A 21,495-nucleotide genomic window follows, 5' to 3' on the forward strand; every position below is an offset into this window, starting at 1 on the left:
TACCTCTCTCCATGGCGCGATCCGAACATCTCACTCCAACGGAGTCTTGGTGCGATACACCGAGTAGCTCAGCACGTATTGAGTGCTGTCTGCGGGTAGAGCCTGCACCTGCTCCGAGCACATCAGTCAAGGAAAACATGAGTAAGCACAGAAAACACAAGCCTTCCAGCACAAAACGATTCATCGCCGTAACTGCGGGACTGGGCGCCCTTGTGGGGGCCGGAGCAGTAGCCAATGCAGGTACCGCCGGTGCGCAGGGCTGGTCGGCGAGTTGCAATTGGGAGTGGCCGGTAAGCGGATCACTTTCGCAGGGTTACCACGCGGGACATGACGGAGTCGACTTCGCTGTCAACGTCGGCACCGCGCTCCACGCGCCCACATCGGGCACGATTTCTGTTGCCGGACCCAATGATCCGGGTGGATATGGAACGTACATCCAGTTGGAAGCGGACAGTGGCGAGCAGATTCAGATGGGCCACCTCTCCGAAACATGGGTCGGTGTGGGGCAACACGTCGAGGTAGGCGACGAGATCGGGGCAACGGGTAACACCGGTAGCTCCACCGGCCCACATCTGCATCTCCGCATTCACAGTGGAGGCGCCGTCGATCCCATGTCCTTCCTGAGTTCGATCGGGGCGTGCGATACCGGGTCGAGTATTGTTCCCGCGCCCGCGCCGGCACAGGACGTAGCACCCGAATTTGCACCGGAACCGGCGCCTGCTCCCGTTGTCTACTCTGAGACATCCGAATCTGCACCGGTAGAAAGCATTCCGGAGTCGGAGACTCCAGCGCCCGGCTCAGAGGTAGTCGTTGCAGCCGGTGATACATTGTTCGACCTCGCGACAGAACGAGGTCTCACCTGGCAGCAGGTGTGGGACATGAATCCGCAGATCGTCAATCCCGATCAGATCCTTGTGGGCGACGTGATCAACTTGTGAGAGTTGATAATTCGATACTGATCCGGGGATGAGTCAACGGCTCGTACACGACCGGTTTCAGTACCCCAGTTGACTCCGAGTTCCACTTCGTGCGCGTGAGCGCTGCAGCCGGGCCGTGCATTTCACGGTCCGGCTGTTTTGCGCGCTCCGAGAAGTGATTCCTACCGAAGTACTGATGTGTGGTGGTTCGCTTCTTGGGCAGCCACGGCCAATCGCTGGGCATCTTGCCGATACTATTGAGCCCGTGAACCGGTCCGCGATCACCTCCCTACGTCGACGTTGGTCAGATGAGGGCGTCGATAATTTACGGGCGCAGCTGCTCGATCAGTCGCGGATCGTCAAGCCGCCCCACACTCTCGTCTCCCCATGGGCGGAGACCGATGACGGGCTGATCGATGTGCGTGGCCTGACAGCGGGTAGCGCTGGATTGGACATCCGGTATCTCACGTTGGAACGGATTGATCTGAGTTTCGCTCGGGGTCCGATCTCCGTCTTCGAATCCGAATTATTCGACTGCCGTTTCGATTTCGTGGCACTGACCGGACAGCCCCGTTTCAATCGCCGATTCGAACGGTGCAGTTTCCGGGGTGCGACGCTCTCTCGTCTGGCGCTCGGACCGAGGGTCGTCGATTGCGATTTCACTGGAGCCAAAGCACGCGGGCTCCGCTCCGTGCCCAATACTGTGTTCGAACGATGCGCATTCGACGACACAGACCTGACTGGTGCGCAGTTCGCCGATACCTCATTCGTGGAGTGCACTTTCGGCGGCGCACGATTCTCGGCGGCCACGAGTTTTGTGCGGTGTTCCTTCACCCGGACCGCTGTCGAGTTCTCCGAGGCGCAAGTGTCGCGAACAACGTGTGACGGCACCGCGATTCCGGATCAATGGGAAGGTGAGGCCGATTCAGCAGTCGCACTGGAGCGGTATGCCGGTCGATATGCCCGAGCACTTGGCGTGGGGGACACAGAGGGTATGGCCCTCGATCCTGAAATGGATGATTCGTAAAGGGGGCAGATCGATGACTCGCGGGGTCACGTTCAGGACAGTATTCGGTGGACCGTCGGTGCCGCTTGACTTCATCGAGGAGTTGACTCGGCTCAGACACCGGCTGAGGGGCATCGCGATGCAGTACGACTTCGATCTGTTTGTTGTCGTTGGTGGCGACATCTCCGTGGTGACCGATCCGACCGGGATCCGGCTTCCGCGTGTATTTCTGGGCAGGCGTACCGCTACGGCGCAGGTACAGATGAACACTGACGACGTGATGGGGGTGCCCGACCCGCGTGCATTTCTGTACACGACGATCCATGCGGCACTGACGGAACTGATCACGCGTGTCTCAGACCGCGACAACGACTTCGATGCGGACGGGGAGCGAGCGAAGATCGAGTTCTTGATCCTCGATGACATTGGCGAGCGCGAATCAAAGCTGTGATGGCAAATGACAAATGCTGCGCTCCCGAATTCGTCAGGCTGTTGTCACTCTCTGGCATCAAACACTGCGGTGACCACTTCACAGAAAATCGCCGGGTGCCGGCAATGGACGAACCTCACTATGAGTTCTGCGGTGCGCGGTAGCGGTGACAAGTAGGTAGCGTTCAGCTGCGGCGTAGTCGGTGATCGATGTTCCGTCGGGCCCGGGGGTTTGAGTGATCAGGTCGAGGTATCGGCGGCGATAGAGGTATGCGTCGGGCTGGGTCAACAGGTACTCCGCGGCAGCGACGACGTCCAGGCTCGGTGCGGCTCGTCTGAGCTGGGTGCGCGCCGGCTGGTACGCAGCTCTGGCGTGTTTGGTCGGCCCGGTGGCCGTGTAGTGCCCGTCGCTGTGGTCGTCGTCTCGGGCATTGTCATTCATATCGTCGCCTTGGTGTGAATGAGCTCGACGTTGCCGTTGTAGTAGCCGAGGACACGGTGATCCATCATCCGCCGCCACAGTGGTGGTACGGCAGCGCAGACGATCATCACCGCGTATCCGGCAGGGAGTTGCGGAGCGGTTGGAGCGCTGCGCAGAGATTGGTAGCGCAGACGCGGATTCGCGTGATGGTCACTGTGTCGTTGTAATTGGTACAGGAACAAATTGGACAAGAGATGATCACTGTTCCAACTGTCTTCGGGCCGGGCTTTGACAAAGCTGCCGTCTTGTCTTCGCGCACGGAGCAATCCGTAGTGTTCGAGGTAGTTTGCGGCCTCGAGGAACGTGATCCCGGCCAAGGCTTGCAGGAGCAGCCAGGGCAGTATCTGCCACCCGAATAAGGTGATCAACGTCCCGAACAGTGCGGCGCTCAGCGACCATGCCTGCACGATGTTGTTTCGAGGCGACAGTGCGGGTGAACCCTGCCGGCGCAGGCGTGCTGATTCGATCCGCCAGCCCGATTTCAGACCTCCGAATACGCTGCGGGGCAGGAATATCCAGAACGATTCCCCGAAACGAGCACTGGCGGGATCGCGCGGCGTCGCAACGTTGACGTGGTGACCGTGATTGTGCTCGATGTAGAAGTGCCCGTAGAACGATTGAGCGAGCACAATTTTCGCCAACCGCCGCTCGAGGCGGCTGCTCTTGTGGCCTAGTTCGTGTGCGGCATTGATACCGACGCCCGCAACGACGCCGACGGTCATCGCCAGTGCGATCTTCTCTCCGGTTGCCATCGGGGCGTGCGCCCAACACCATGCGGCGAAGACGAGGCCAGCGTATTGAAGTGGCACGAACAGGTAGGTACACCAGCGGTAGTAGCGGTCGTCCTGCAATGCCGCGATCACGTTGTCGGGTGGGCTGCGGCCATCTGCGCCGACTGCGACGTCGACGATCGGGATGACGAGAATCAGGATCCAGGCACCGGTCGCCCAGAACAGGCCGAGGTGCAAATATTCGACCAGCAGCCAGGACAGGAAGGGACTCAGCGGGATCAGCAATCCCAACGGCCACCAGTAACGCTTCCGATCCCGCCATGCAGGAGCGTCGACACCTGCTTCGGCGCTCGCTCGAATGTCGTCGGTGTCTGTCATCGAAACTTCTCGAGCACGGGAAAGTGGAATACGGTCATTGCTCTCCAACGGTTCGTGCGGACTTTCGAAGTGGTGTGCTGCGGCGTCTCAGGCGGTTAGGCCAGGTCGGCGAATGCGATGATGTTGTCGTTGTAACTGCGTGCGGTTTCGTCGAAGGATCCACCGCACGTGATGATCCGGAGTCCGGGGTGGTCGATGTCGCCGTATACAACGTCGGTGGGAAAGTCCTCTTTGGGGAAGTGTTCGACACTGGTAGCGGTGAACACTGCGCGACTTCCGTCTTCGCGGGTGACGATGATGTCGGCTCCTGTTTCGAGATTCCGCAGATCGAAGAAGACCCCGTCGGTGCCTTGCCAGTCGACGTGGCCGGCGATGATTGCCGGTCCGACCTCACCGGGGGCGGGAGCGCCGGTGTACCACCCTGCGTCCTTCCCATCCGGTGGGACCTCGAGTGCTCCATCGGTATCGAGTCCGAGATCGATGATGTCGGTGTCGACGCCGATGGACGGGATTTCGAGGCGCGCGGGGCGGTGGTCAGCAGTTACCGGCGCCCTTTCGGGCAGTGCAGAGTCAGTGGCGCGCGGCGCGGATGTGGTGTCTTGTCGAGGCGACGAGATTGGTTGTGAATTTCCGCTGTCGGATTGTCCACCGGCGCATCCGACCACCGTTACGAGTACTGAAACAGTAAGGGCGAGAGCCGTGATGGCTCGGCGAGTTCGCGGAGCCATCACGGAGTTTTCGTCTTTCATCTATCGACTTGTCCGACGGATGACGAGGGCCGACATAGCCACGACGCTGAAGAAGCCGACGAGCAGGGCGATCCACCCTCCACTGGACTGTCCGCCGCGTTGGGATTGTGTGCTTCCGTCACCGGTGTCGACCGACCCTCGTGGTACCTGCTGCACCTGAGGGGCTCGAACATTCGGGGATTCCGGGCCTACCGGTTGAGTGGTCGGGGTACCCGTTCGAGAAGCTGACGTCGTCGGCACCCGAGACGGGACGGTTACCGTCCCGGGAACGGTGGGAGGTATTCCCGGCAGTGGTGGGAGACCGGGAATCTCGGGTATGGACGGAATGTTTCGGCTGGTCGTGATGATCGGCGGTACGTCCACAGTGGTTGTAGTCGTGCCGTTCGGCCCTGGTGTGGTGGTCGTCGCTTCCACCGGTGTACCAGTCGTGGTTGTAGTCACCTCCGGCGGGACGACCGTCGTGGTTGTAGTCACCTCCGGCGGGACGACCGTCGTGGTTGTAGTCACCTCCGGCGGGACGACCGTCGTGGTTGTAGTTGTCGCGGTGTCAGGCGGGACCGTAGTCGTCGTAGTGGTCGGAGTCGTGGTCGTGACAGGAGGCGCACAGGTCGGGATCGTAACGGTGTTCGTATCCAGAGTGACCGCGCCATTGATCGCCAACAGTCGACCCTCGACGGTTGCCTCGGTTGTGGCAGTAATGTCTGTCAGCGCCAAGAGGTTTCCTCGGAAGACGGAGTTGGTGCCGAGGGTGGCGGAACTTCCAACCTGCCAGAAAACATTGCACGCCTGCGTTCCGTTGATCAGTGCAACGGTGCTGGACGACGATGTGATCAGCGTTGATCCCGCTTGGAAGACGAAGACTGCATCGGGGTCACCTTGCGCGTCGAGGGTGACGGTTCCCGACAGTGCGATCGACGAACCGGAGTTGTAGACACCCGAAACCAGTGTCCGACCGGTCAAGTCGGCTCCCGTCGGTTGTGTGGGTCCCTGACCGGCAAGAGTGTTGTAGGCAGTCAACACGTCGGGTTTCGCTCCCTGCGATACCGCGTCGCCACCATGATTGGTGCCGGTAATCGTCAGGTCCGATACACCGGTGATGGTTGGAGTCGGATACGTGCCGATATCGCCGCCGAGGGTTGTCGGTCCGGTGTTGGTGATTCCTGCTCCGGCAAGGACTGCAAAGGGCTCAGCGGTGCCGAGTCCGACAGCAGTCGCTTCCGCGCCGGCAGTGCCGGCCGGCAAGACGAGAATGCCGACGGAGAAAACGGAAATCGTTGCAATACCCGAGAATTGAAAGAACCGCGAGCGTCGTGTTGCGGTGGGTGCTGTCATGTTCTGTTCATCTTCGATCCTTTGAAGAAGGGACTCATGCGACGAAAGTGAGTCCGTACGTCCGCGCCGACTCCGGCGCCGGGACGTATCGATGAGCGCCCACGTAAATCCGGACATTCCGGGTATACGATGTGTGTATACGTTGTATGCATAGGGCGTATCCGAACAGTAAACCAGCCGTACTGTTCTGTCAACGCGTAGGCATACGATGTATGTTTTGTGAATGACCGGACACTCGCCAGATCGCACTAAGGGTTTGATTCCCGTCGCGGACCGCGAGGAGCCCCTCACCAGGGCGCTCGTACTCTCGACGGCGTTGGCGATCATCGACGAGGAAGGTGCCGACGGCCTCTCCATGCGCCGACTGGGCAAAGCGCTCGACAGAAATCCGATGACTCTCTACAGGTACGCGGCCAACAAGGCGGCCCTGCTGGACGGGGTCGTCGAGACCGTGCTCGAACAACTGGTCGTCGACCCGTCCGATCGCGACTGGAGGGGGCAGCTGCACGCAGTTGCGTACGGGTATCGCCGCCTCGCGCTCGCGCACCCCAACGTGGTTCCTTTGCTGGTCACTCGGCCGCTGTCCACCCCGCTCGGATTGCGTCCTCCCGGGACGTTGCGCTACGTCGAAGCGATTCTCGAACTGCTGATACGGGCCGGTTTCACTCCTGAAGACGCATTACACATCTACCGAGCAGTGTTCGGCTTCCTCAACGGGCACATTCTCAACGAGCTTCAGGAAATAGTCGAAAATCCCGAGGAGACGGACGATCTCTTGCGGCTCGGTCTGCATCGGCTTGCGCTTGCCGAGTTTCCGAGACTGCGGTCGATGGCTACGATCATGGCTCACTACGACGGGCAGGACGAACTCGAGCGCGGTCTGGCAATCCTTCTGGAGGGTCTGGCGACGGCATCTCCTCCGACGAGGGTTGAGGGCTGACCACTTTCAGTTTGGGTATCGACATGAGACGACCTCGACGGCCACACAATTCAGGGGACCGACGAGGTCGGTAAGCGTCAGCGCAGTCACTGACGTCTACATTTCAACCGTACGAGTCACGGTTGGCAGGTGGCGGCGAGCTTCGTCCTTGTTGTGTGAGTGTTTCGTCCTGCTTCGCCCATTTCGGGCGGTTCCTGACCTGCTGCAGGTGATGGCTCTTCGGTTCGGCCGGAATGCTTCATCGAGCTGAACGTGTGTAGAGCGCCTGTAAATGTCTTCCGTCCGCCTCGGTGGACGGACGGAAGGCATCAATTCATTTGTGGGTGACCGTATTCGGCGAACACGGTCTGGTTTTGTCAGGGTTGAAATTCTTCGTTGGTGGGGTTCTCGGGCGGGGTGGCCGCGAGGATGCGCTTCCACCAGCCTTGCCGCTGCGGGTCTTCGTTCCAGACGACCGGTTCAGCCAGAGCTGCGGCGGGGGCCATGATTGGCGCGGGCATAGTGGACCTCCTGGATGAAAGGCTCTCGTACAGTCGATTTCGTGCCAAGCCGTTCAGGTCAGGCTTCGATCTGTCCTTGGGTTTTCACCTCGGAGTTTGCGGTGCGGGACGGCGGTCCCGACGAGATTTCGATCCGCCGCGGTTTCGCCTTCTCTGCGATCGGCAAGGTCACGGTCAACACGCCGTTGTCGTATGAGGCGACGATCCGTTCGGAATCGATGTCCTCACTGATGGACAGCTGCCTTCTGTATGTTCCTGTGAAACGCTCACCGGCCAGCCACGTCACTCCCTCTTCGGAAATGGCGCTGCGGTGCGCGGTCAGGGTGAGGGTCGAGCCGTCTACCTGTACGTCCACTGATCCTGGGTCGACGCCGGGAAGATCGGCGTGAAGGACGTAGTGGTCATCGATCTTGTAGAGGTCCATCGGCATGAAGCGTGGACTTCGGCTGCTGCCGGTTCCGGTGGCAAGCAGGGACTTGGTGATCGCGTCGATGTCGGTGAAAGGATCGAAACGAAGCACAGCAACACACCTCCCGTATCGTCTAAGAAAGGTCACCGTCACCTCGACGGCGACCGAACTTACTGTGCGAGAACATGATAACCAGCCAAACTGGCACTCTGCAACCTTGAGTGCCAGATTTTTTCGGTGAACTTCGGTCCGATTTTCGGAAGTATCCGAAATGGCGCGATCAGTTCGCCAGGGATGTCAGAGGGTCCGGCGAAACACCTTGTCTTCGTCGACTGTGACGGCACCGGATGCGATGAGTCGTTCGAGGTGTAGCTGAGCTGTCCGTCGTTCGACGGCGTCGACGTACGGTGCCGATACGTGGGGGCGGTAGACGAGTCGATGAGCGACTATGTCTTCCAAGAGTTTTGGTTCGCCGAGGAATTGGATGAGACGGTCTTCGCGGCTCAGTAATTTGTCGCGGTATGCGGACAACCGGCGACGGAACTCGTCGCTGCCCTCGACCACGCCCTTCTGATGGAATGTTCCGTACCAGCGTGCGTCGATCGTTGCGACGTGGTCGATGGAGTCGAGGAAGTCGTTGACGCTGCTACCCAGGTCGCCGTACATCGGGCCGAAGGAGGTGAGGTCGATGTCGGCGACGTAGAAGAAGCCGTCGGGTTCAACGAGGACCCCGCAGTGTCCGCGGGTGTGCCCTGGCAAATGAATGACTGTCGCAGTGCGGTCGCCGAGGTCGAAGACGTGGCCGCCCGCGATCCCCGACACGTTCTCGTGGGTCGGGGGTATGCCGTATTGCGTAGCAATCGACTGCTGGACCTCGACTCGTTCGTTCGGAGGAAGGCCGTAATTGGTGAGCATCGTGTCGAGGGATGCGACTGCGGGTGCGTCGAGATGGTGCGCATAGGCCGGGGTGTCGAAATGGCGTAGTCCGGCGATGTGGTCCTCGTGCCCGTGGCTGACGAATACGAGGTCTGCGCCGACGGGGTCGCGGTCGAGGGAGAGCGAAGGGTCGATGACGAGCGTGCTTTCAGATCCGTGCACTACCACGGTGTTCCCGTAGGGGACGGCACCACCGTTCTCAGGAACCAGTACCGAGACCTTGCCGAATTCTGCAGGTGTGAACATCTTTCGCCTTCCTCGTGACGATCGTGTCGTGACGACACCGGCTTGCAGGCTCGAATCAGTGGAGATGTTGTCGAGACGTCTCGACAGTATCCGTTGCCCAAGCGGCGAGGTGCATCGGATAGTGGCAGTAGATCCAGTCAGTGTGCAGTGCCGGCTATTTCGTCGAGAGTCCGTTCGACGGCTCGGGCGATCTTGCTTGCAGGTGGGAGATGCTCGGCATCGGCCTGGATTCCGATCCAGAATGTGTCGTTGTAGGACGCTGCGGTGAAGCCGACGCGGACATTGCCCGCCAACGGGCCCAGAGGCCAGAGTTCGACTAGCGCTGCCCCGTCGAGCGTGAGCGGGCCGCGCGGTCCATGGACGTTGGACACGACTGCACCGATCATGTGCTGCCGCTTTGCGAGCTTGTCGAAAATGCCGGCGATACGCGGTGACCGAAAGGTTGTTCCCGCAGCGCGTGCGGAAGGTTTGGCCGCAGCGGTTTGCTTCGCGACGATCGCGACTGTGCGTTGTGGGTCGGTTTCACGAAGTGGAAGGTCGATGATCATGAACCCGACGGCATTGCGTGCGCTACCGATCGCTGTGACTGCGACGGGTACCGATACCGCAATCGACTTGGGGATGGGCTCGCCGCATTCTTGGAGGATGAATCGTAGTCCGCCGCCCACCGCAACGAGATAGGCATCGTTCAAAGTGCCTCCCGCTTGCTGCGCGGCATGCTCGATCAGCGAGGTGCGGACGTTGACGGACGAGATCGATCTCGTGGGACCAATGGCGCCCAGTAACACCCGTGATCGGATTGGCCGGTGCAGGAAAGTACCGATTCGAAATCGGAGGAGGTCGAGGGAACCGGCGGCCTTCGGAGGGATGTTCGGCACGGGAGCGCCCGGGTCGGTACTTTTCGAATCAGGTGAGGCGAACAAGCGCTCGAAAAGGTCGCTGGCTCTGGCGCCGTCGAGAACCGCGTGATGCACTCGGATCACAATGCCGCACAGACCCGGTCGAGCTGCAGGAACGAAGGCGATGTGCCACAACGGTCGGGTGGTGTCGAGGGGTTGCATCACGAGTCGACCACAGACGGATTCGAAGTCGGGTTCTGTAGGCCCGCGTTCGTCAAGCGAGAGATGGAGGTCGAAGTCGATGTCGTTTTCCGTCCACCACCATGACCCGTTCCGCATGATCGGTCGCTGCCGCAGTAACGGCTCCTGCGCGATGTGAGCGGCGAGGGTGCGGTGAAGTCGCATTAGATCAGGTCGACCGTCTCGATCGACGAAGCCACCAGGAGCGAGCAGTCCGGCAATAGTGACCAGGTAGGGCTGGACGTGCACACCGAGCTGGAAGCTCGCAGCGTCGACGGGTGATATCGGCACGTCGGGTGTGGTGTCGACCATCTGCTGAGCCTAATCGAGGCGACACGGTGGACGGCGATGGTTTCGGCTAGCGGATCACCAAGTCGTGGTCGGTGGCGCTGAGCGTGATCGCGGCAATGGGGTTTCCGCGCATCCAGTCCTGCACGAACGCGTCCAGAGCGGGGTTCGATGCCCGATCCGCGTACGCGTCCGACGGGATCTCGATTGCCCCGACGAGGTGGCGCGGATCGGCATCGAGGCCGGATGCGCGGGGAGCCATCCGTAGTCCGTCGGCGGTGTGCAGGACGACCGGAAGAACCGTGCCATCCGGTGCAGTCACGGTCGCGGTCCGCGTGGTGGCGACCGGGTCGAAATGGTCCACGTCCAGTCGGTATCCGGACGGTTGTGCGTGCTGGCCGATCGCGTCGAGCAGACGCGGATCCACCACAGAGTACGGAAACCCGATGTCGATCAGAGCCTGACCGTCGATGGCACCGTCGCGGGCGGGCAGGGTCGTGGACAAGTGCCAGGGGGCAGCGGGGGACAGGGTATCCGTCGACCGGTCTGTCGGCGCGTTTTCGATCAGTGTGCCGAGGAGGGACGCGCCGGTCGGCGTGAACTCCCAGGCATCCCCGACGAGATCCTTGTGCCAGAAGCCGGATTCGGCGCCGCGGAGACCCTCGACGCGCAACTCCCGCCGGTTCGGGCCGGGACCGAGTGAGTGCACACTGATCGCGGATGTGACTTCACCGGGAATTTTGGGCTGGTGCACCCAGTCTGGGGCCGGAAGTCGGATCGCGGCGGTGCTGCGGTCGAGTGTTTCGGCCACGAGGTTGGGTGCCGACGGCTTGTCCGACTGATCTTCCCAGCTGTAGCGGAAGAAGATCGAGTCCGATCCCGAAGAATCGAAATCAAATGTGCGGGTGTATATGTCGCCGTACTTGTTCATCACGAAAGTGGTTGATCCGGCCGCCGACAGCGAGTCCGCCTGGAATCGCCCGCCGAGCGGGCCGCCGATCTCGTAGCTGTCGTCGTTGGGCAGCCACGGGTCCGCGTAGGTTATCCGGCTGCCGTCCCCGGTCAACGTGGGGATCATCGTCATCTTGGCGAGTCCGACGAAGTGAATCCGTCCTGCGACGTCGGTGAAAGTTTGGTTGTCCCAAGGCGACGAGACGCTCAGTGCCCACCCGTTCGGGTGGTCTCCGGGGAGTTGTCGGCCGGGACCGCTCCACAGCGGTGCGCCCCATGCCGAGGTCCAATTCCACACCAGCGGATCCTGGGATGCGTTGTCCATCGTGTAGATCCAGCCGTTGTCGTCGACCGCGACGAGTTCGTCGTCGTCCAGTGATATCCCGACCAGTCGTCCACGCAGGCACTCGGGCATCGGCACGAAACGCCACGGTTGAGCCGTTGATGCGCCTGTCTCTCGCGGCCGAGCGAGTAAGTCGTGGTCGACTAGCGCGAAGTCCCAGAAACGATTGAATTGCGTAGTTGGCGTGCGGATCTGGACCGAGCTGGGGGCGGTTGAACCGGTGAATGTCGGTAGGTTTGCCAACCCGACTCGACCTCCACCGGAGGGCGCACCTGGTGGCAGTTGGGCGGTTCCGAATGATATGCAACTGGCCGGCCCAGGTTCGGTGGGCGCGGCAGCGGCGAGGGGAGTGGACCACAGGAGGGCGGCGGAGAGTAGGACGCCGACGCTCAGCAGTCGCGGTCGGTGCGGGTGCGAAACTCCACTCGCGGTCTCGTTCACCGTCCGATTGTCGCATGATCGGCACGTTGAATCTGCGAATTGTGAGGTTTGTCCATCTGTGTCGGTTGCGGCGAGAGTGCCGATCGCTGCGTTGGTTGTTGTGAGTGGAACGAGAGTGCGTGTACTGCAAAGGTATTCGCCGTGTAGCTGAGTTTGCCATGACCTGCAGATACGGTGGGGTGATGAGAAGGCCGAAGTCGCTGGGTGAATGGTTGGTAGCTGACCCTCCGGAGTCGTCCAAGCCACCGGGGCCGATTCTTTTGGCATTCACCGTTGTTCCGCTCATTGCGTTGGTCTGCCGGCATTACGGTTGGTGGCCTTCGCCGTTCGGGGAGTACAGATGGTTGGATCCCTTCCTCGTCAGCGCTGCGGCGCTGCTCATCTTGATCGTGGTCGGTCTGGTGTGGGCGATCCGCACCCTCTACGTCCTTGGCCAGGACCGGCGGTGGTCGTGGTGGATTCTGCCCTCCCCGATCGCCGTCATCGCTGCAGTCGCTCTGGCGTTGTTGATGCCGCCGGCAACTTTCCTCGACAAGAGCGGAGAGTTCGAGACCATCGCGATTGGTCTTTTGGAGCAGCCTGAATCGACCGTGGAAGAGCTCGAGATCGGCCAGTTCGATATCAGTAGTGCCCATGTCGTGCGGCCGGATGAGGTCTACTTCATCGACGACGACAGCATGTTCATCACCTCGAGTGGGTGGGTGTACTCGCCCAGCGGCCCACCATCGGGGTTCGATGATTTCTCCGCAACTCACCTCGGCGGACCTTGGTACGAGTTCACGGCGGTATGGCGTGACTGATAAATCGAGTGGCCTGTAACGCAGGCCTGTAGCTACCATCGCGGTGTGGATACGTACACGGTGACGCCCCATGGGCGTGAGGGGGTTGTCGGCGTCGTCTTCGCCGGCGACAGATAGCGCATTTCGGACCCGACAGCACTTGGTGCTGATCGGGCCATGAGCTGTACCCACCTTCACCGAGCCACGATTGGTATACACCCATGATCATTTTGACCGATACATCTATTCGTTCCAGCCTCGTCAACGCGAGTCGTAAGGAGAAGTCCGATCTCACCGTTCCGGACGGCTTCGGCACCATCGACTTCGACGCTCTCGACTACCTGGGCTGGCGAGATCCGAAAATGGGCCGACGCGCCTACGCGATCGTCCCGACACTCGACGGGGAGACCATCGGAGTCTTGCTCGTTCAAGCCGAGGCCACTCCGCGATCGCGCGCCCAGTGCTCCTGGTGCCGCGACACGCGACTCCCCAACGAGGTCGTCTTCTACGGCACCAAGTTGGCCGGGCCCGCCGGTCGACGTGGCAGCACGGTCGGAACACTGATCTGCCGAGACTTCCAGTGCTCGTCCAATGTTCGTAACGACCCCCCGCTCCCGTATGCCGGCTACGATGCCGCCGCTGCGCGCCAGAACCGGAAAGATGAACTGGTGCTGCGGGCTTCGAGTTTTGTCGAGCGGGTGGCTCGGCAGTAGAGCGGACCAAATCGGGGACGAGATAGCACCCTGTTGCGACGTTCGTCCCCCTTTCCTGACTCAGGGAGGGGGACGAGCTGTCTAGACGGGTTTGATCCGACGAGCACTTCGAGACGACGCGACATGTGGCGTCGCACATGATCGCGCGGTCACGGCGTTGCTCGACGCAACGTCGCCCAGGCTCCGGCGATGCACGCGATGGCAAGGGCCAGAGGGAGTAGCGCCATCGGTACCAGTCGGGGAGTATCGACAAACCACGAACCGATCGCCGGCCACCACCCAGCCCAGGTGATCGCGATCGCTGACAGGCCGAGCAAGCCGAAAAGCCCGGTGAGGGAGGCGAGTAGACCGGTGATCCTCCACCGCTGGTAGATAGCACCTGCCAGCATTGCGATCGAACTGGTCAGCAGCAGCGTCGCGAACAGTGCGAGCAACTGTACGGCGGTGTTGTCGGTGAAATAGCGTGCGATGCCGAACATGCGCATGTGCACACCCCAGCCGTTGGTGGCGGACTCCAGCACGGACAGCAGTTGCAGCGCGATTGCGAAGACTGCGGACTGTGCCAGCGCCATAACCGTGGTGGCAGTGAAGAACTCGCGGCGAGTCACGCTCAGTCCGAGCGCGAATGGGAACGTCTGCGTCATCGACTGGAGGTAGAACGCCAGCACGAAACCGTAGACCGAGAACACACTACCGGTGAATCCTTCACCCTCCTCGTTCCCGACGATCGCGTAGATAGTGAAGCTGATCAGGAACGAGATCAACAGGATGCCCACCGGCCAGGCGATCAGCAACGGCCACGCGACCGTATGCAGTTGTAGGACGGCACCGATCCTGGACCGAGCGGGCGTCTTCGGGACCGTCCGTGGCTCTGTCGTTGCGATACTCATACGGTGATCTCCTTGCGCTGCGTCGAAGTCGCGATGACAAGTTCCTGCAAAGATGCCGGTTCCACTTGGACTCCCGCCTCCCGCAGTCGGTTTCGCTCGGTCTCTGTCACATCGGCCTGCAACATGATTCGGCTGTGGGCACCCAGTGTCTCCCGGCGCAGGACCCTGCCGGACGCAGCAACGGCATCCACCGCATCAATGGGACCGGATACCACCACGGCGCGGCTACGCAGTGCATCCGCGTCTGCGTCGACGACAATCCGGCCGCCGTCGACGACAATCACGTGCTCGAGTAGATTGGCTACCTCGTCGATCAGGTGAGTCGAAAGCACCACAGTGCGAGGATGTTCGGCGTAGTCCGCAAGCAGGCGATCGTAGAACAGTTGGCGTGCAACGGCATCGAGACCGAGATACGGCTCGTCGAATAGCGTGAGCGGTGCACGGGAGGCAAGTCCGATGATCACTCCCAACGCTGACCGCATGCCGCGCGAGAGCTTCTTCACCTTGCGGCACAAGGGAAGTTGGAAGTCGTCGAGCAGTGTCTCGGCGAACGCGTGGTCCCAATTCGGGAGTAGATGGCCGGCGGCGACGAGTACGTGCTTGACCTTGAGGTCTTCGGGGTACGTCTGGCTTTCCTTGACGAAGCACACGTTTGCCAGGACGTCGGCATTTTCGAAAGGGGCAGCGCCGAATACCTCGACGTTGCCGCGGGTGTGCAGGTCCTGCCCGGTCAGTATCTGCATGATCGTCGTCTTGCCTGCGCCGTTACGGCCGAGCAGACCGTAGATCTTGTTGCGGCTGATCTCGAACGAGACGTCCGCGAGCGCGTCGACATCCCCGTACTTTCTGTCCACGGAGCGCATCGAGGCGACAAGTTCAGTTTCGTCGAAACGCCTGACTCGGGGCTCGGTCGTTGTCGTGCTTGCGTTCATCGGTCCGCCTTCCTGTCGTCCAGCATGGATTTGAGTTCGCCGAGGGAAATCTGGAGCCGGTCGGCCTCCGCGACCAGCGGCTCGATGTACTGGCGCGCGAACGCTTCTCGGCGTCTGAACCTGAGTGCGTCGCGGGCACCGACCGTGACGAACATTCCGATTCCCCGTTTCTTGTAGAGGATCCCCTCGCCTACGAGCTGATTGAGGCCCTTGGCTGCCGTCGCCGGATTGATTCGGTGGAACGCCGCCAGTTCGTTGGTTGAGGGCACCTGCCCGTCTTCCGGCAGGGAGCCGTCGATGATCGAGCCTTCGATCTGCTCGGCGATCTGCTGGAACAGTGGTCGTCCGTCGTCGATCACGATGATCGATGGCCGATGTTCACTGGTTCATTACTCATGTAATGAACCATAGAACGTCGTGGGGCATGTTGGCAATGAGATCGCGGAATCTGGCACCGATGACTTGGGTCTCCGAGCGCTGCCTATCGGGACATTCATCGCAGAGGCTGATGGAACAGCTTGGATGCAGACCAGCTACGACTTCCAGATCCCGGGGCGTTGCGCACAGGCATTGAGCTTCTGCGGAACCATGGAACCGCCGATCTAGGTGGTCGACCACGGGACGGGGCACCTTCGGGTGGCCGGTAGTTATTGCCTCAATGAATTCGGCCACCTCATCGAAGACGGCAACTATGTCGCGGGGGTCATTCTGCATGGACGTTGTAGATGGGAGTTCGCTATGCGTTGACGCAAACACCAGTCAGCATCGGCAGTTCGCCACCCAACGTGAAGCCGGCGAAACCAGAAGCCGCGGCTTCGGGGCGTAACCCGCAGTCGTAGAACAGAAGCCGGACCGCACGCCGCGGTCGGGCCCCTTTTCGTCAACCCAAAGACGGAGTCGTATCCACCGCAAGTAGGGACTTAGCGCCCCGTTTTGGTGTTTCTGTACTGATTTGCAATCCCGATACGTACGCTTCCGGCCAGGGAATCGGACACTCGACCAGCAGGGGTATCTATGCCGAATGTGACAGTGAAATTCGGGGGTTCAGACCCGGAAACAGCAGACCTCGCACGCCGGGCACTGCAACCAGTACTAGACAGCATCTACCGCACATACCGCAGGAAACCGCTCCCATTCGTCGAAGCCGCACTTAGACGCGCAGGTCGAGGAAGCTTCTCACAAGCAGGAATTGAGCGATTCGCCGACTACATTTCAAGAGGAGACCGACCGATTCTCACCACATAGCGGCCGCTCGTGATCGGGCCGAAGACCGAAGCGCTTCCACCGGCTACCTGTTCGACGACCTAAATTGGTCAGTGCCAACTAGGTACAGGTCCATCGTGGTCAACATCAACATCAAGAGACAGCGCCCGCCCGCGTCCGAGATCGGTAGCTTGCCTCACCGTGGCAAGGGCACTCGAGCCAGCAGACGTATTCGATCAAACGGAGCTGAGAAGGCTGATTCAGCAGATGCACATTAATCGACCTCTGTGTGAATTCTGCTCACGGTGCGCACTCGCGTGATCAAACCAGTCGGCGCTGTGACATTCGGTTGCTGATCCTATTCGGGGCGGCCTCGACCGACTATTTGGGACCTGTCAAACATACGCTCCCCTTCCTGGCCAGGTAGGGGAGCTTATGTTTGTGACCACCGCACGATCCACGCATCTTCTGATATGCAGGTTTCAGGCAGAGCTGAAAATGTCATCCACATGCGGTCGGCCGATCTTCTCTACAAGTCGGGAGCGGTTAGTGGCCCTGCGCCTTCTAATGAGAGGGGGATCGTGGAACCGTTCGCCATCGCCACGATCACGTTGACGATAGCAAAGAGGACGTTATCCATTTGAATTCACCTCCTCGCTCCGTCTAGGGCCCGGCAGTATTCGCTACTGCATACAGGGCAGATGTCCTGCTATCGAAATTGAGACCTGCAATGTAAGCGGCGAGCCTGGACCGAATGAGGTGACTGTCCTGATATATCCGAGGCCATTCGAGGAGTTGTAGTCCACCAACCAAGATCCACCAGAAGCACCTGCGCCAAAGTTGCCCGGTTTGGCAGTTGCGTGAGAAGCCGTAGTTCCGAACGTCATAACCAGGGAAGACGCTGCGATGCTTGCGGGGAATGAGGTTTCGACTCTGGACACTTACGGCCTTCTATCGAATTGGGGCCAGTCTGCCGGTTTCTAAAGATCTTCGGGAAGGTAGCGCGACGCTAATGTGACGGTCCTCGAAACTGGGGTATTTTTTCGAGCTTTATCCGGCTCTCCGGATTCGGAGTGTATGAGTTGATCCACGGATGATCCGAGCAGGCACAAGATGTAGGTTGGTGAGGGTTTAAATGTGCAGACCGATGGCGTGCGTTGGGACTTACGGTCAGCGCTGTCCGGTACTGAGGAAGAATACGTACTTGATGCTTTTCGAAGGTGATTTTTTGACGCACTTGGGTCCTTTCACAGCTGTGATTGTGAGAAGACCTGCATTCGTGCGTGAGTTGTGGTCCTCGGCGTATGGGTGCGCTACGGCAGATCGTTTTTGCAATATTCAACTGACAAGCTGCGCGGAGTCCGAGCGGAGACAGTTTCCAAACCCATTTGTTGGTAGTCGCGCTCGAATCACTGATGGACGGCAAACGAACCGAGGTACCGGCGACCATCGGCTTCGAGGTCGACAGCACTCTCCTGACAGTGCGCGCAATGGACACCGATTCAGGCCGGGGGACGACCAGTCGGACTGCATCGATGAACTGCAGAATTCCGAGACGCGGTCCTCTAGCACCCCCATTTTCGTTGGATTCACATTGACTGATCACTGAATGGAGGGGGTTGTGTACCTGCCGTGTACCTGTCACAGGATTGGGTCCCAAACAAGCGAAGTTCGACTGCCCCAAAAGGGCTCTGAACTGCGGAGAATCTGTGGAGCCGATGACGGGAATCGAACCCGCGTATTCAGCTTGGGAAGCTGATGTTCTACCATTGAACTACATCGGCGTCGCAGCCGACCGGACGTGTTTTCACCGCCGATCAACGTGCTTTCCGAACATTATCAGACGAGCTTTCAAGCGGCGGTGTCCCCGGGCGCCATTGATCAACACAGGCGTGTCGAAGTCGGCGCCTTCGGTAAATGATTTGCCCAAAATTTTTGCGCAGGAACACCTTTCGGGATGGAGAACTTGAGATAGGTGGGGCTGGGCTCTCCCGTGGGAGTCCAGAACCCGCGCATCGTGTTCGGTAACCACAGTGTGATCGCCCCGGCGATGGGCCGGCACTGCCCGCAGAACCGGTAACCTCTACCTGTGCTGCTCTCCGATCGTGACATCCGTGCCGAAATCTCCGTTGGACGTCTGGGTATCGACCCTTTTGACGACTCTATGGTGCAACCGTCGAGCGTCGACGTGCGCCTCGACGGTCTGTTTCGGGTTTTCAACAACACGCGGTACACGCACATCGACCCGGCACTTCGCCAGGACGAGTTGACCAGCCTGGTCGAACCGGCAGAGGGCGAGCCGTTTGTGCTTCATCCCGGCGAGTTCGTTCTCGGTTCGACTCTCGAAGTGTGCTCACTGCCGAACGACCTGGCCGGCCGCCTCGAAGGTAAGTCGAGCCTCGGGCGCCTGGGCCTTTTGACGCACTCCACCGCCGGTTTCATCGACCCGGGTTTCAGCGGCCACATCACACTGGAGCTGTCCAACGTCGCAAACCTGCCGATCACGCTCTGGCCGGGAATGAAGATCGGACAGCTCTGCCTGCTCAAGCTCTCGAGCGCTGCAGAGTTCCCCTACGGAAGCTCCGAAGCCGGATCCAAATACCAGGGCCAGCGCGGCCCGACACCGTCGAAGGCGTACCTGAACTTCAACCGCGGCTGAACGAACGAACTTCGGGGGGAGTCGCATGATCGGAATTTTCTACGGTCTGGTTTTCATGAACTTGTTGTTCGTGACCAGCACCGTGTGTTTGATGAAGCCGTCCAAAGCCAGTGTTGTTGTGACCGTCTGTGCAGGGGTGGCGTGGCTGTTCTTCAATGGACCGCTGGAAGGTCAGGTCTTGTGGTCGTTGAACAGAGAACACGGTCTGACGGTCTCGGATCTGATGTCGCTTGTTGCCTTCGGCATCGCCGCTCGTGGTTGGAATCAGGTTCGCAAAGCCCGTGAAACCGTCGGCGCAGATCGTTTCTGACCTGCGCGCTCAACTGGATTGACCGCCACGATTCGGACAGATGTTTCGACCTGGAGCACAACAGTCGTCGAATCGGGCACAATTACTGGTTATGTGGTGGATTGTCGGAGGCGTACTACTCGTATGGGTCGTGTGTTCCATTCCGATTGCCATCCTGGTGGGGCGGGGTATCGCGCGTCGGGACCGCGCGGAATTCGACGGGCGAAATCAACAGTGGGCCGACGAGGTTGTCAGGTCGATCGAGAAGCAATCGGAGCAGGACAATGCCGATCGGCGTAAGCCACCACTGATCAGCTGACCAGCTGGACTTTTCCGGAGGTGAGTGGGCATGGAACTTCCACCCGATACTCCCGACGACGTCGTGGCCGCGGCCGCAGCAGGGCCCAGGGTTCCTCAGTTCGATTCAACAATCGGGATTCCGGTAGTTCCACCGGGTGGCGATGCTCCCCACCGGTTGGTGGTCATCGGGGATTCGCTGTCGCAGGGATTCCAGAGCGGGGCAATCTTCAATACTGATCTGTCGTATCCGGCGATCATTGCTCACCAGCTGGGCCGGCTCGATCAGTTCCGCTTTCCCCGTTACGGCGGCCCGGGCGGGCTTCCGCTCAACATCGAACTGTTGCTCCGAACCCTCGAGGAGCGGTTCGGCCCGCGGCTCGACCTCTGGGAGGTTCCGCTCGCACTCTTTGCTGCGCGCGCGTTCATGGATCAGGTAGAGGACTACTGGGAACGCGGACCGGGCAGCGAAGCGCCGACATTCTCGACAATCAACCACAACCTCTCGGTGTACGGGTGGGATCTTCGTGACGCTCTGACCAAGACGGCGCAGGGCTGCGAGGATGCTCTTCACCAACCGCACGACGATTTGATCAGCCAGATCGTCGAGAACAACGGCGAGCGCGCCGCACTGCGAGTTCTGCCGCGAGGCTCCGACGCCGAGAAGCGTATGACCGCGTTCGACGCAGCAGCGGAGTTGGGCAAGGAAGGCATCGAAACTCTGATCGTCTTCCTCGGTGCCAACAACGCGCTCCGCACCGTCACCGAACTTCGAGTCGAGTGGAGCGGCAACAACTTCCGTGATCCGGGCGGCAAGCGCGACTACACGGTGTGGCGGCCTGAGCACTTCGCGTCGGAGTACGCCGAGGTGCTGGCCGCGATCCGCAAGATCAACGCCCAGCACGTCATCCTCTGCACCGTCCCACACGTGACCATCGCACCGATCGCCCACGGGCTCGGGGGGAAGATCGAAATCGGATCCCGCTACTTCCCGTACTACGCACGACCGTGGGTGCGCGACACCGACTTCGACCCACAACGCGATCAGCACATCACCGGCGCGCAGGCGTGGGCCGTCGACACCGCAATCGACATGTACAACGACGGAATCGAGCAAGCCGTCGCGAATGCCCGTCGGGTGGGGAAGGACTGGTACCTCTGCGATATTGCCGGGTTGCTCGAGCGCGTGGCCTCACGGCGCTACGTCACCGACGTCAATGCGCGGCCGTCATGGTGGACGCCGTACCCCCTTCCCAAGGCGCTGACCGACTTGCAACCCGTGCCGGACTCGCTGTTCCTCTCCGCCGACGGTCGCGGCGGCCGCGCTTCGGGCGGCCTCTTCTCGCTCGACGGCGTTCATCCCACGACAGTCGCGTACGGGGTGATGGCGCAAGAACTGGCGAACATCATGGTCACGGCAGGGGTCCAGTTCGACCGCGCTCAGATCGATTTCGACCGACTCGTCCGACGCGACACCTTGGTGCGCACTCCGCCGCAGAATCTCGATTCCACGCTCGGCGTCATCGGCTGGGCCGACGAGCATCTCGGCTTTGCCAAACGTGTGTTCGGCCTCTGAC

Annotated in this window: 22 protein-coding genes and 1 tRNA gene; 10 read left to right on the forward strand and 13 right to left on the reverse strand. The window is 60.5% G+C overall.

Going from position 1 to position 21,495, the window contains the following annotated elements; all coding sequences use genetic code 11:
• Positions 1 to 137 precede the first annotated feature (137 nt).
• The 3 genes from RhoBH5_RS18640 (at position 138) to RhoBH5_RS18650 (ending at position 2,374) form a co-directional block, all read left to right on the forward strand.
• The gene (locus RhoBH5_RS18640; RefSeq protein WP_231914974.1) at positions 138 to 938 is read left to right on the forward strand and encodes a peptidoglycan DD-metalloendopeptidase family protein; all 801 of its coding nucleotides are present in this window, start codon (positions 138 to 140) and stop codon (positions 936 to 938) included.
• Between the two features lie 244 nt (positions 939 to 1,182).
• On the forward strand, positions 1,183 to 1,944 hold the full coding sequence (locus RhoBH5_RS18645; protein WP_064443221.1) for a pentapeptide repeat-containing protein: 762 nt from the start codon (positions 1,183 to 1,185) through the stop codon (positions 1,942 to 1,944).
• A gap of 13 nt (positions 1,945 to 1,957) precedes the next feature.
• On the forward strand, positions 1,958 to 2,374 hold the full coding sequence (locus RhoBH5_RS18650) for a hypothetical protein (protein ID WP_042452357.1): 417 nt from the start codon (positions 1,958 to 1,960) through the stop codon (positions 2,372 to 2,374).
• A 78-nt stretch (positions 2,375 to 2,452) separates the two neighbouring features.
• Here RhoBH5_RS18650 and RhoBH5_RS18655 read toward each other — a convergent pair whose 3' ends face one another.
• The 4 genes from RhoBH5_RS18655 to RhoBH5_RS18670 all read right to left on the reverse strand — a co-directional run bounded on the left by RhoBH5_RS18655 (position 2,453) and on the right by RhoBH5_RS18670 (position 6,023).
• Positions 2,453 to 2,794, reverse strand: coding sequence for a hypothetical protein (locus RhoBH5_RS18655; RefSeq protein ID WP_270008661.1), 342 nt, complete (start codon positions 2,792 to 2,794; stop codon positions 2,453 to 2,455).
• A complete protein-coding gene (locus RhoBH5_RS18660; protein WP_007726486.1) occupies positions 2,791 to 3,942 on the reverse strand; it encodes an alkane 1-monooxygenase in 1,152 nt (383 codons plus the stop codon). Before RhoBH5_RS18660 ends, RhoBH5_RS18655 begins: the two co-directional genes overlap by 4 nt.
• A gap of 95 nt (positions 3,943 to 4,037) precedes the next feature.
• Positions 4,038 to 4,691, reverse strand: coding sequence for a class F sortase (locus RhoBH5_RS18665; protein WP_007726493.1), 654 nt, complete (start codon positions 4,689 to 4,691; stop codon positions 4,038 to 4,040).
• Positions 4,692 to 6,023, reverse strand: coding sequence for an ice-binding family protein (locus tag RhoBH5_RS18670; RefSeq protein ID WP_065456033.1), 1,332 nt, complete (start codon positions 6,021 to 6,023; stop codon positions 4,692 to 4,694).
• A gap of 223 nt (positions 6,024 to 6,246) precedes the next feature.
• On the opposite strand from RhoBH5_RS18670, the gene RhoBH5_RS18675 reads away from it, so the two are divergent.
• On the forward strand, positions 6,247 to 6,963 hold the full coding sequence (locus RhoBH5_RS18675) for a TetR/AcrR family transcriptional regulator C-terminal domain-containing protein (protein WP_064443223.1): 717 nt from the start codon (positions 6,247 to 6,249) through the stop codon (positions 6,961 to 6,963).
• A 356-nt stretch (positions 6,964 to 7,319) separates the two neighbouring features.
• On the opposite strand, the gene RhoBH5_RS18680 is transcribed toward RhoBH5_RS18675, so the two are convergent.
• From RhoBH5_RS18680 to RhoBH5_RS18700, 5 genes are all read right to left on the reverse strand, one after another.
• Positions 7,320 to 7,463 carry a hypothetical protein gene (locus RhoBH5_RS18680; RefSeq protein WP_165639161.1) on the reverse strand — a complete coding sequence of 48 codons (144 nt, stop codon included), beginning with the start codon at positions 7,461 to 7,463 and terminating at the stop codon, positions 7,320 to 7,322.
• Between the two features lie 58 nt (positions 7,464 to 7,521).
• Positions 7,522 to 7,983: an Hsp20/alpha crystallin family protein gene (locus RhoBH5_RS18685; RefSeq protein ID WP_007726499.1), complete on the reverse strand. Its 462-nt coding sequence runs from the start codon at positions 7,981 to 7,983 to the stop codon at positions 7,522 to 7,524.
• Positions 7,984 to 8,169: 186 nt separating this feature from the next.
• Positions 8,170 to 9,054 carry an MBL fold metallo-hydrolase gene (locus RhoBH5_RS18690; protein ID WP_042452347.1) on the reverse strand — a complete coding sequence of 295 codons (885 nt, stop codon included), beginning with the start codon at positions 9,052 to 9,054 and terminating at the stop codon, positions 8,170 to 8,172.
• 137 nt (positions 9,055 to 9,191) lie between these two features.
• Entirely contained in the window at positions 9,192 to 10,445 is a 1,254-nt protein-coding gene (locus RhoBH5_RS18695) for a wax ester/triacylglycerol synthase domain-containing protein (protein WP_054187574.1), read from the reverse strand.
• 46 nt (positions 10,446 to 10,491) lie between these two features.
• Positions 10,492 to 12,156 carry a hypothetical protein gene (locus RhoBH5_RS18700; RefSeq protein ID WP_230793318.1) on the reverse strand — a complete coding sequence of 555 codons (1,665 nt, stop codon included), beginning with the start codon at positions 12,154 to 12,156 and terminating at the stop codon, positions 10,492 to 10,494.
• Between the two features lie 182 nt (positions 12,157 to 12,338).
• Here RhoBH5_RS18700 and RhoBH5_RS18705 point away from each other — a divergent pair, with 182 nt between their 5' ends.
• Both RhoBH5_RS18705 and RhoBH5_RS18710 read left to right on the forward strand, forming a co-directional pair.
• Positions 12,339 to 12,956, forward strand: a complete 618-nt coding sequence (locus tag RhoBH5_RS18705) for a DUF1109 domain-containing protein (protein WP_270008662.1) — start codon at positions 12,339 to 12,341, stop codon at positions 12,954 to 12,956.
• A 200-nt stretch (positions 12,957 to 13,156) separates the two neighbouring features.
• Positions 13,157 to 13,648 carry an FBP domain-containing protein gene (locus tag RhoBH5_RS18710; protein WP_270008663.1) on the forward strand — a complete coding sequence of 164 codons (492 nt, stop codon included), beginning with the start codon at positions 13,157 to 13,159 and terminating at the stop codon, positions 13,646 to 13,648.
• 149 nt (positions 13,649 to 13,797) lie between these two features.
• Here RhoBH5_RS18710 and RhoBH5_RS18715 read toward each other — a convergent pair whose 3' ends face one another.
• The 4 genes from RhoBH5_RS18715 to RhoBH5_RS18730 all read right to left on the reverse strand — a co-directional run bounded on the left by RhoBH5_RS18715 (position 13,798) and on the right by RhoBH5_RS18730 (position 18,457).
• A complete protein-coding gene (locus RhoBH5_RS18715; protein ID WP_192712037.1) occupies positions 13,798 to 14,538 on the reverse strand; it encodes an ABC transporter permease in 741 nt (246 codons plus the stop codon).
• The gene (locus tag RhoBH5_RS18720; protein ID WP_270008664.1) at positions 14,535 to 15,470 is read right to left on the reverse strand and encodes an ABC transporter ATP-binding protein; all 936 of its coding nucleotides are present in this window, start codon (positions 15,468 to 15,470) and stop codon (positions 14,535 to 14,537) included. Before RhoBH5_RS18720 ends, RhoBH5_RS18715 begins: the two co-directional genes overlap by 4 nt.
• Positions 15,467 to 15,829 (reverse strand): GntR family transcriptional regulator, encoded by a 363-nt coding sequence (locus RhoBH5_RS18725; protein WP_007726518.1) that lies wholly within the window; start codon positions 15,827 to 15,829, stop codon positions 15,467 to 15,469. The genes RhoBH5_RS18720 and RhoBH5_RS18725 overlap by 4 nt, the downstream gene beginning before the upstream one ends.
• 2,554 nt (positions 15,830 to 18,383) lie before the next feature.
• A tRNA-Gly gene (locus tag RhoBH5_RS18730) sits at positions 18,384 to 18,457 on the reverse strand.
• Between the two features lie 305 nt (positions 18,458 to 18,762).
• Between RhoBH5_RS18730 and dcd the strand changes: the two genes are divergently transcribed.
• Genes dcd through RhoBH5_RS18750 form a run of 4 tightly spaced genes read left to right on the forward strand, consistent with a single transcriptional unit; the run spans position 18,763 to position 21,494 of the window.
• Positions 18,763 to 19,332, forward strand: a complete 570-nt coding sequence (gene dcd, locus RhoBH5_RS18735; protein ID WP_003943702.1) for a dCTP deaminase — start codon at positions 18,763 to 18,765, stop codon at positions 19,330 to 19,332.
• Positions 19,333 to 19,357: 25 nt separating this feature from the next.
• Positions 19,358 to 19,642 carry a hypothetical protein gene (locus RhoBH5_RS18740; protein ID WP_054187570.1) on the forward strand — a complete coding sequence of 95 codons (285 nt, stop codon included), beginning with the start codon at positions 19,358 to 19,360 and terminating at the stop codon, positions 19,640 to 19,642.
• A 40-nt stretch (positions 19,643 to 19,682) separates the two neighbouring features.
• Complete coding sequence (locus RhoBH5_RS18745) at positions 19,683 to 19,940, forward strand: hypothetical protein (protein WP_270008665.1); 258 nt, start codon at positions 19,683 to 19,685, stop codon at positions 19,938 to 19,940.
• A gap of 30 nt (positions 19,941 to 19,970) precedes the next feature.
• On the forward strand, positions 19,971 to 21,494 hold the full coding sequence (locus tag RhoBH5_RS18750; RefSeq protein WP_054187569.1) for a hypothetical protein: 1,524 nt from the start codon (positions 19,971 to 19,973) through the stop codon (positions 21,492 to 21,494).
• Position 21,495: the final 1 nt, after the last annotated feature.

The sequence above is a fragment of the Rhodococcus sp. BH5 genome (assembly GCF_027583855.1).
Classification (GTDB): Bacteria; Actinomycetota; Actinomycetes; order Mycobacteriales; family Mycobacteriaceae; genus Rhodococcus_F; species Rhodococcus_F qingshengii.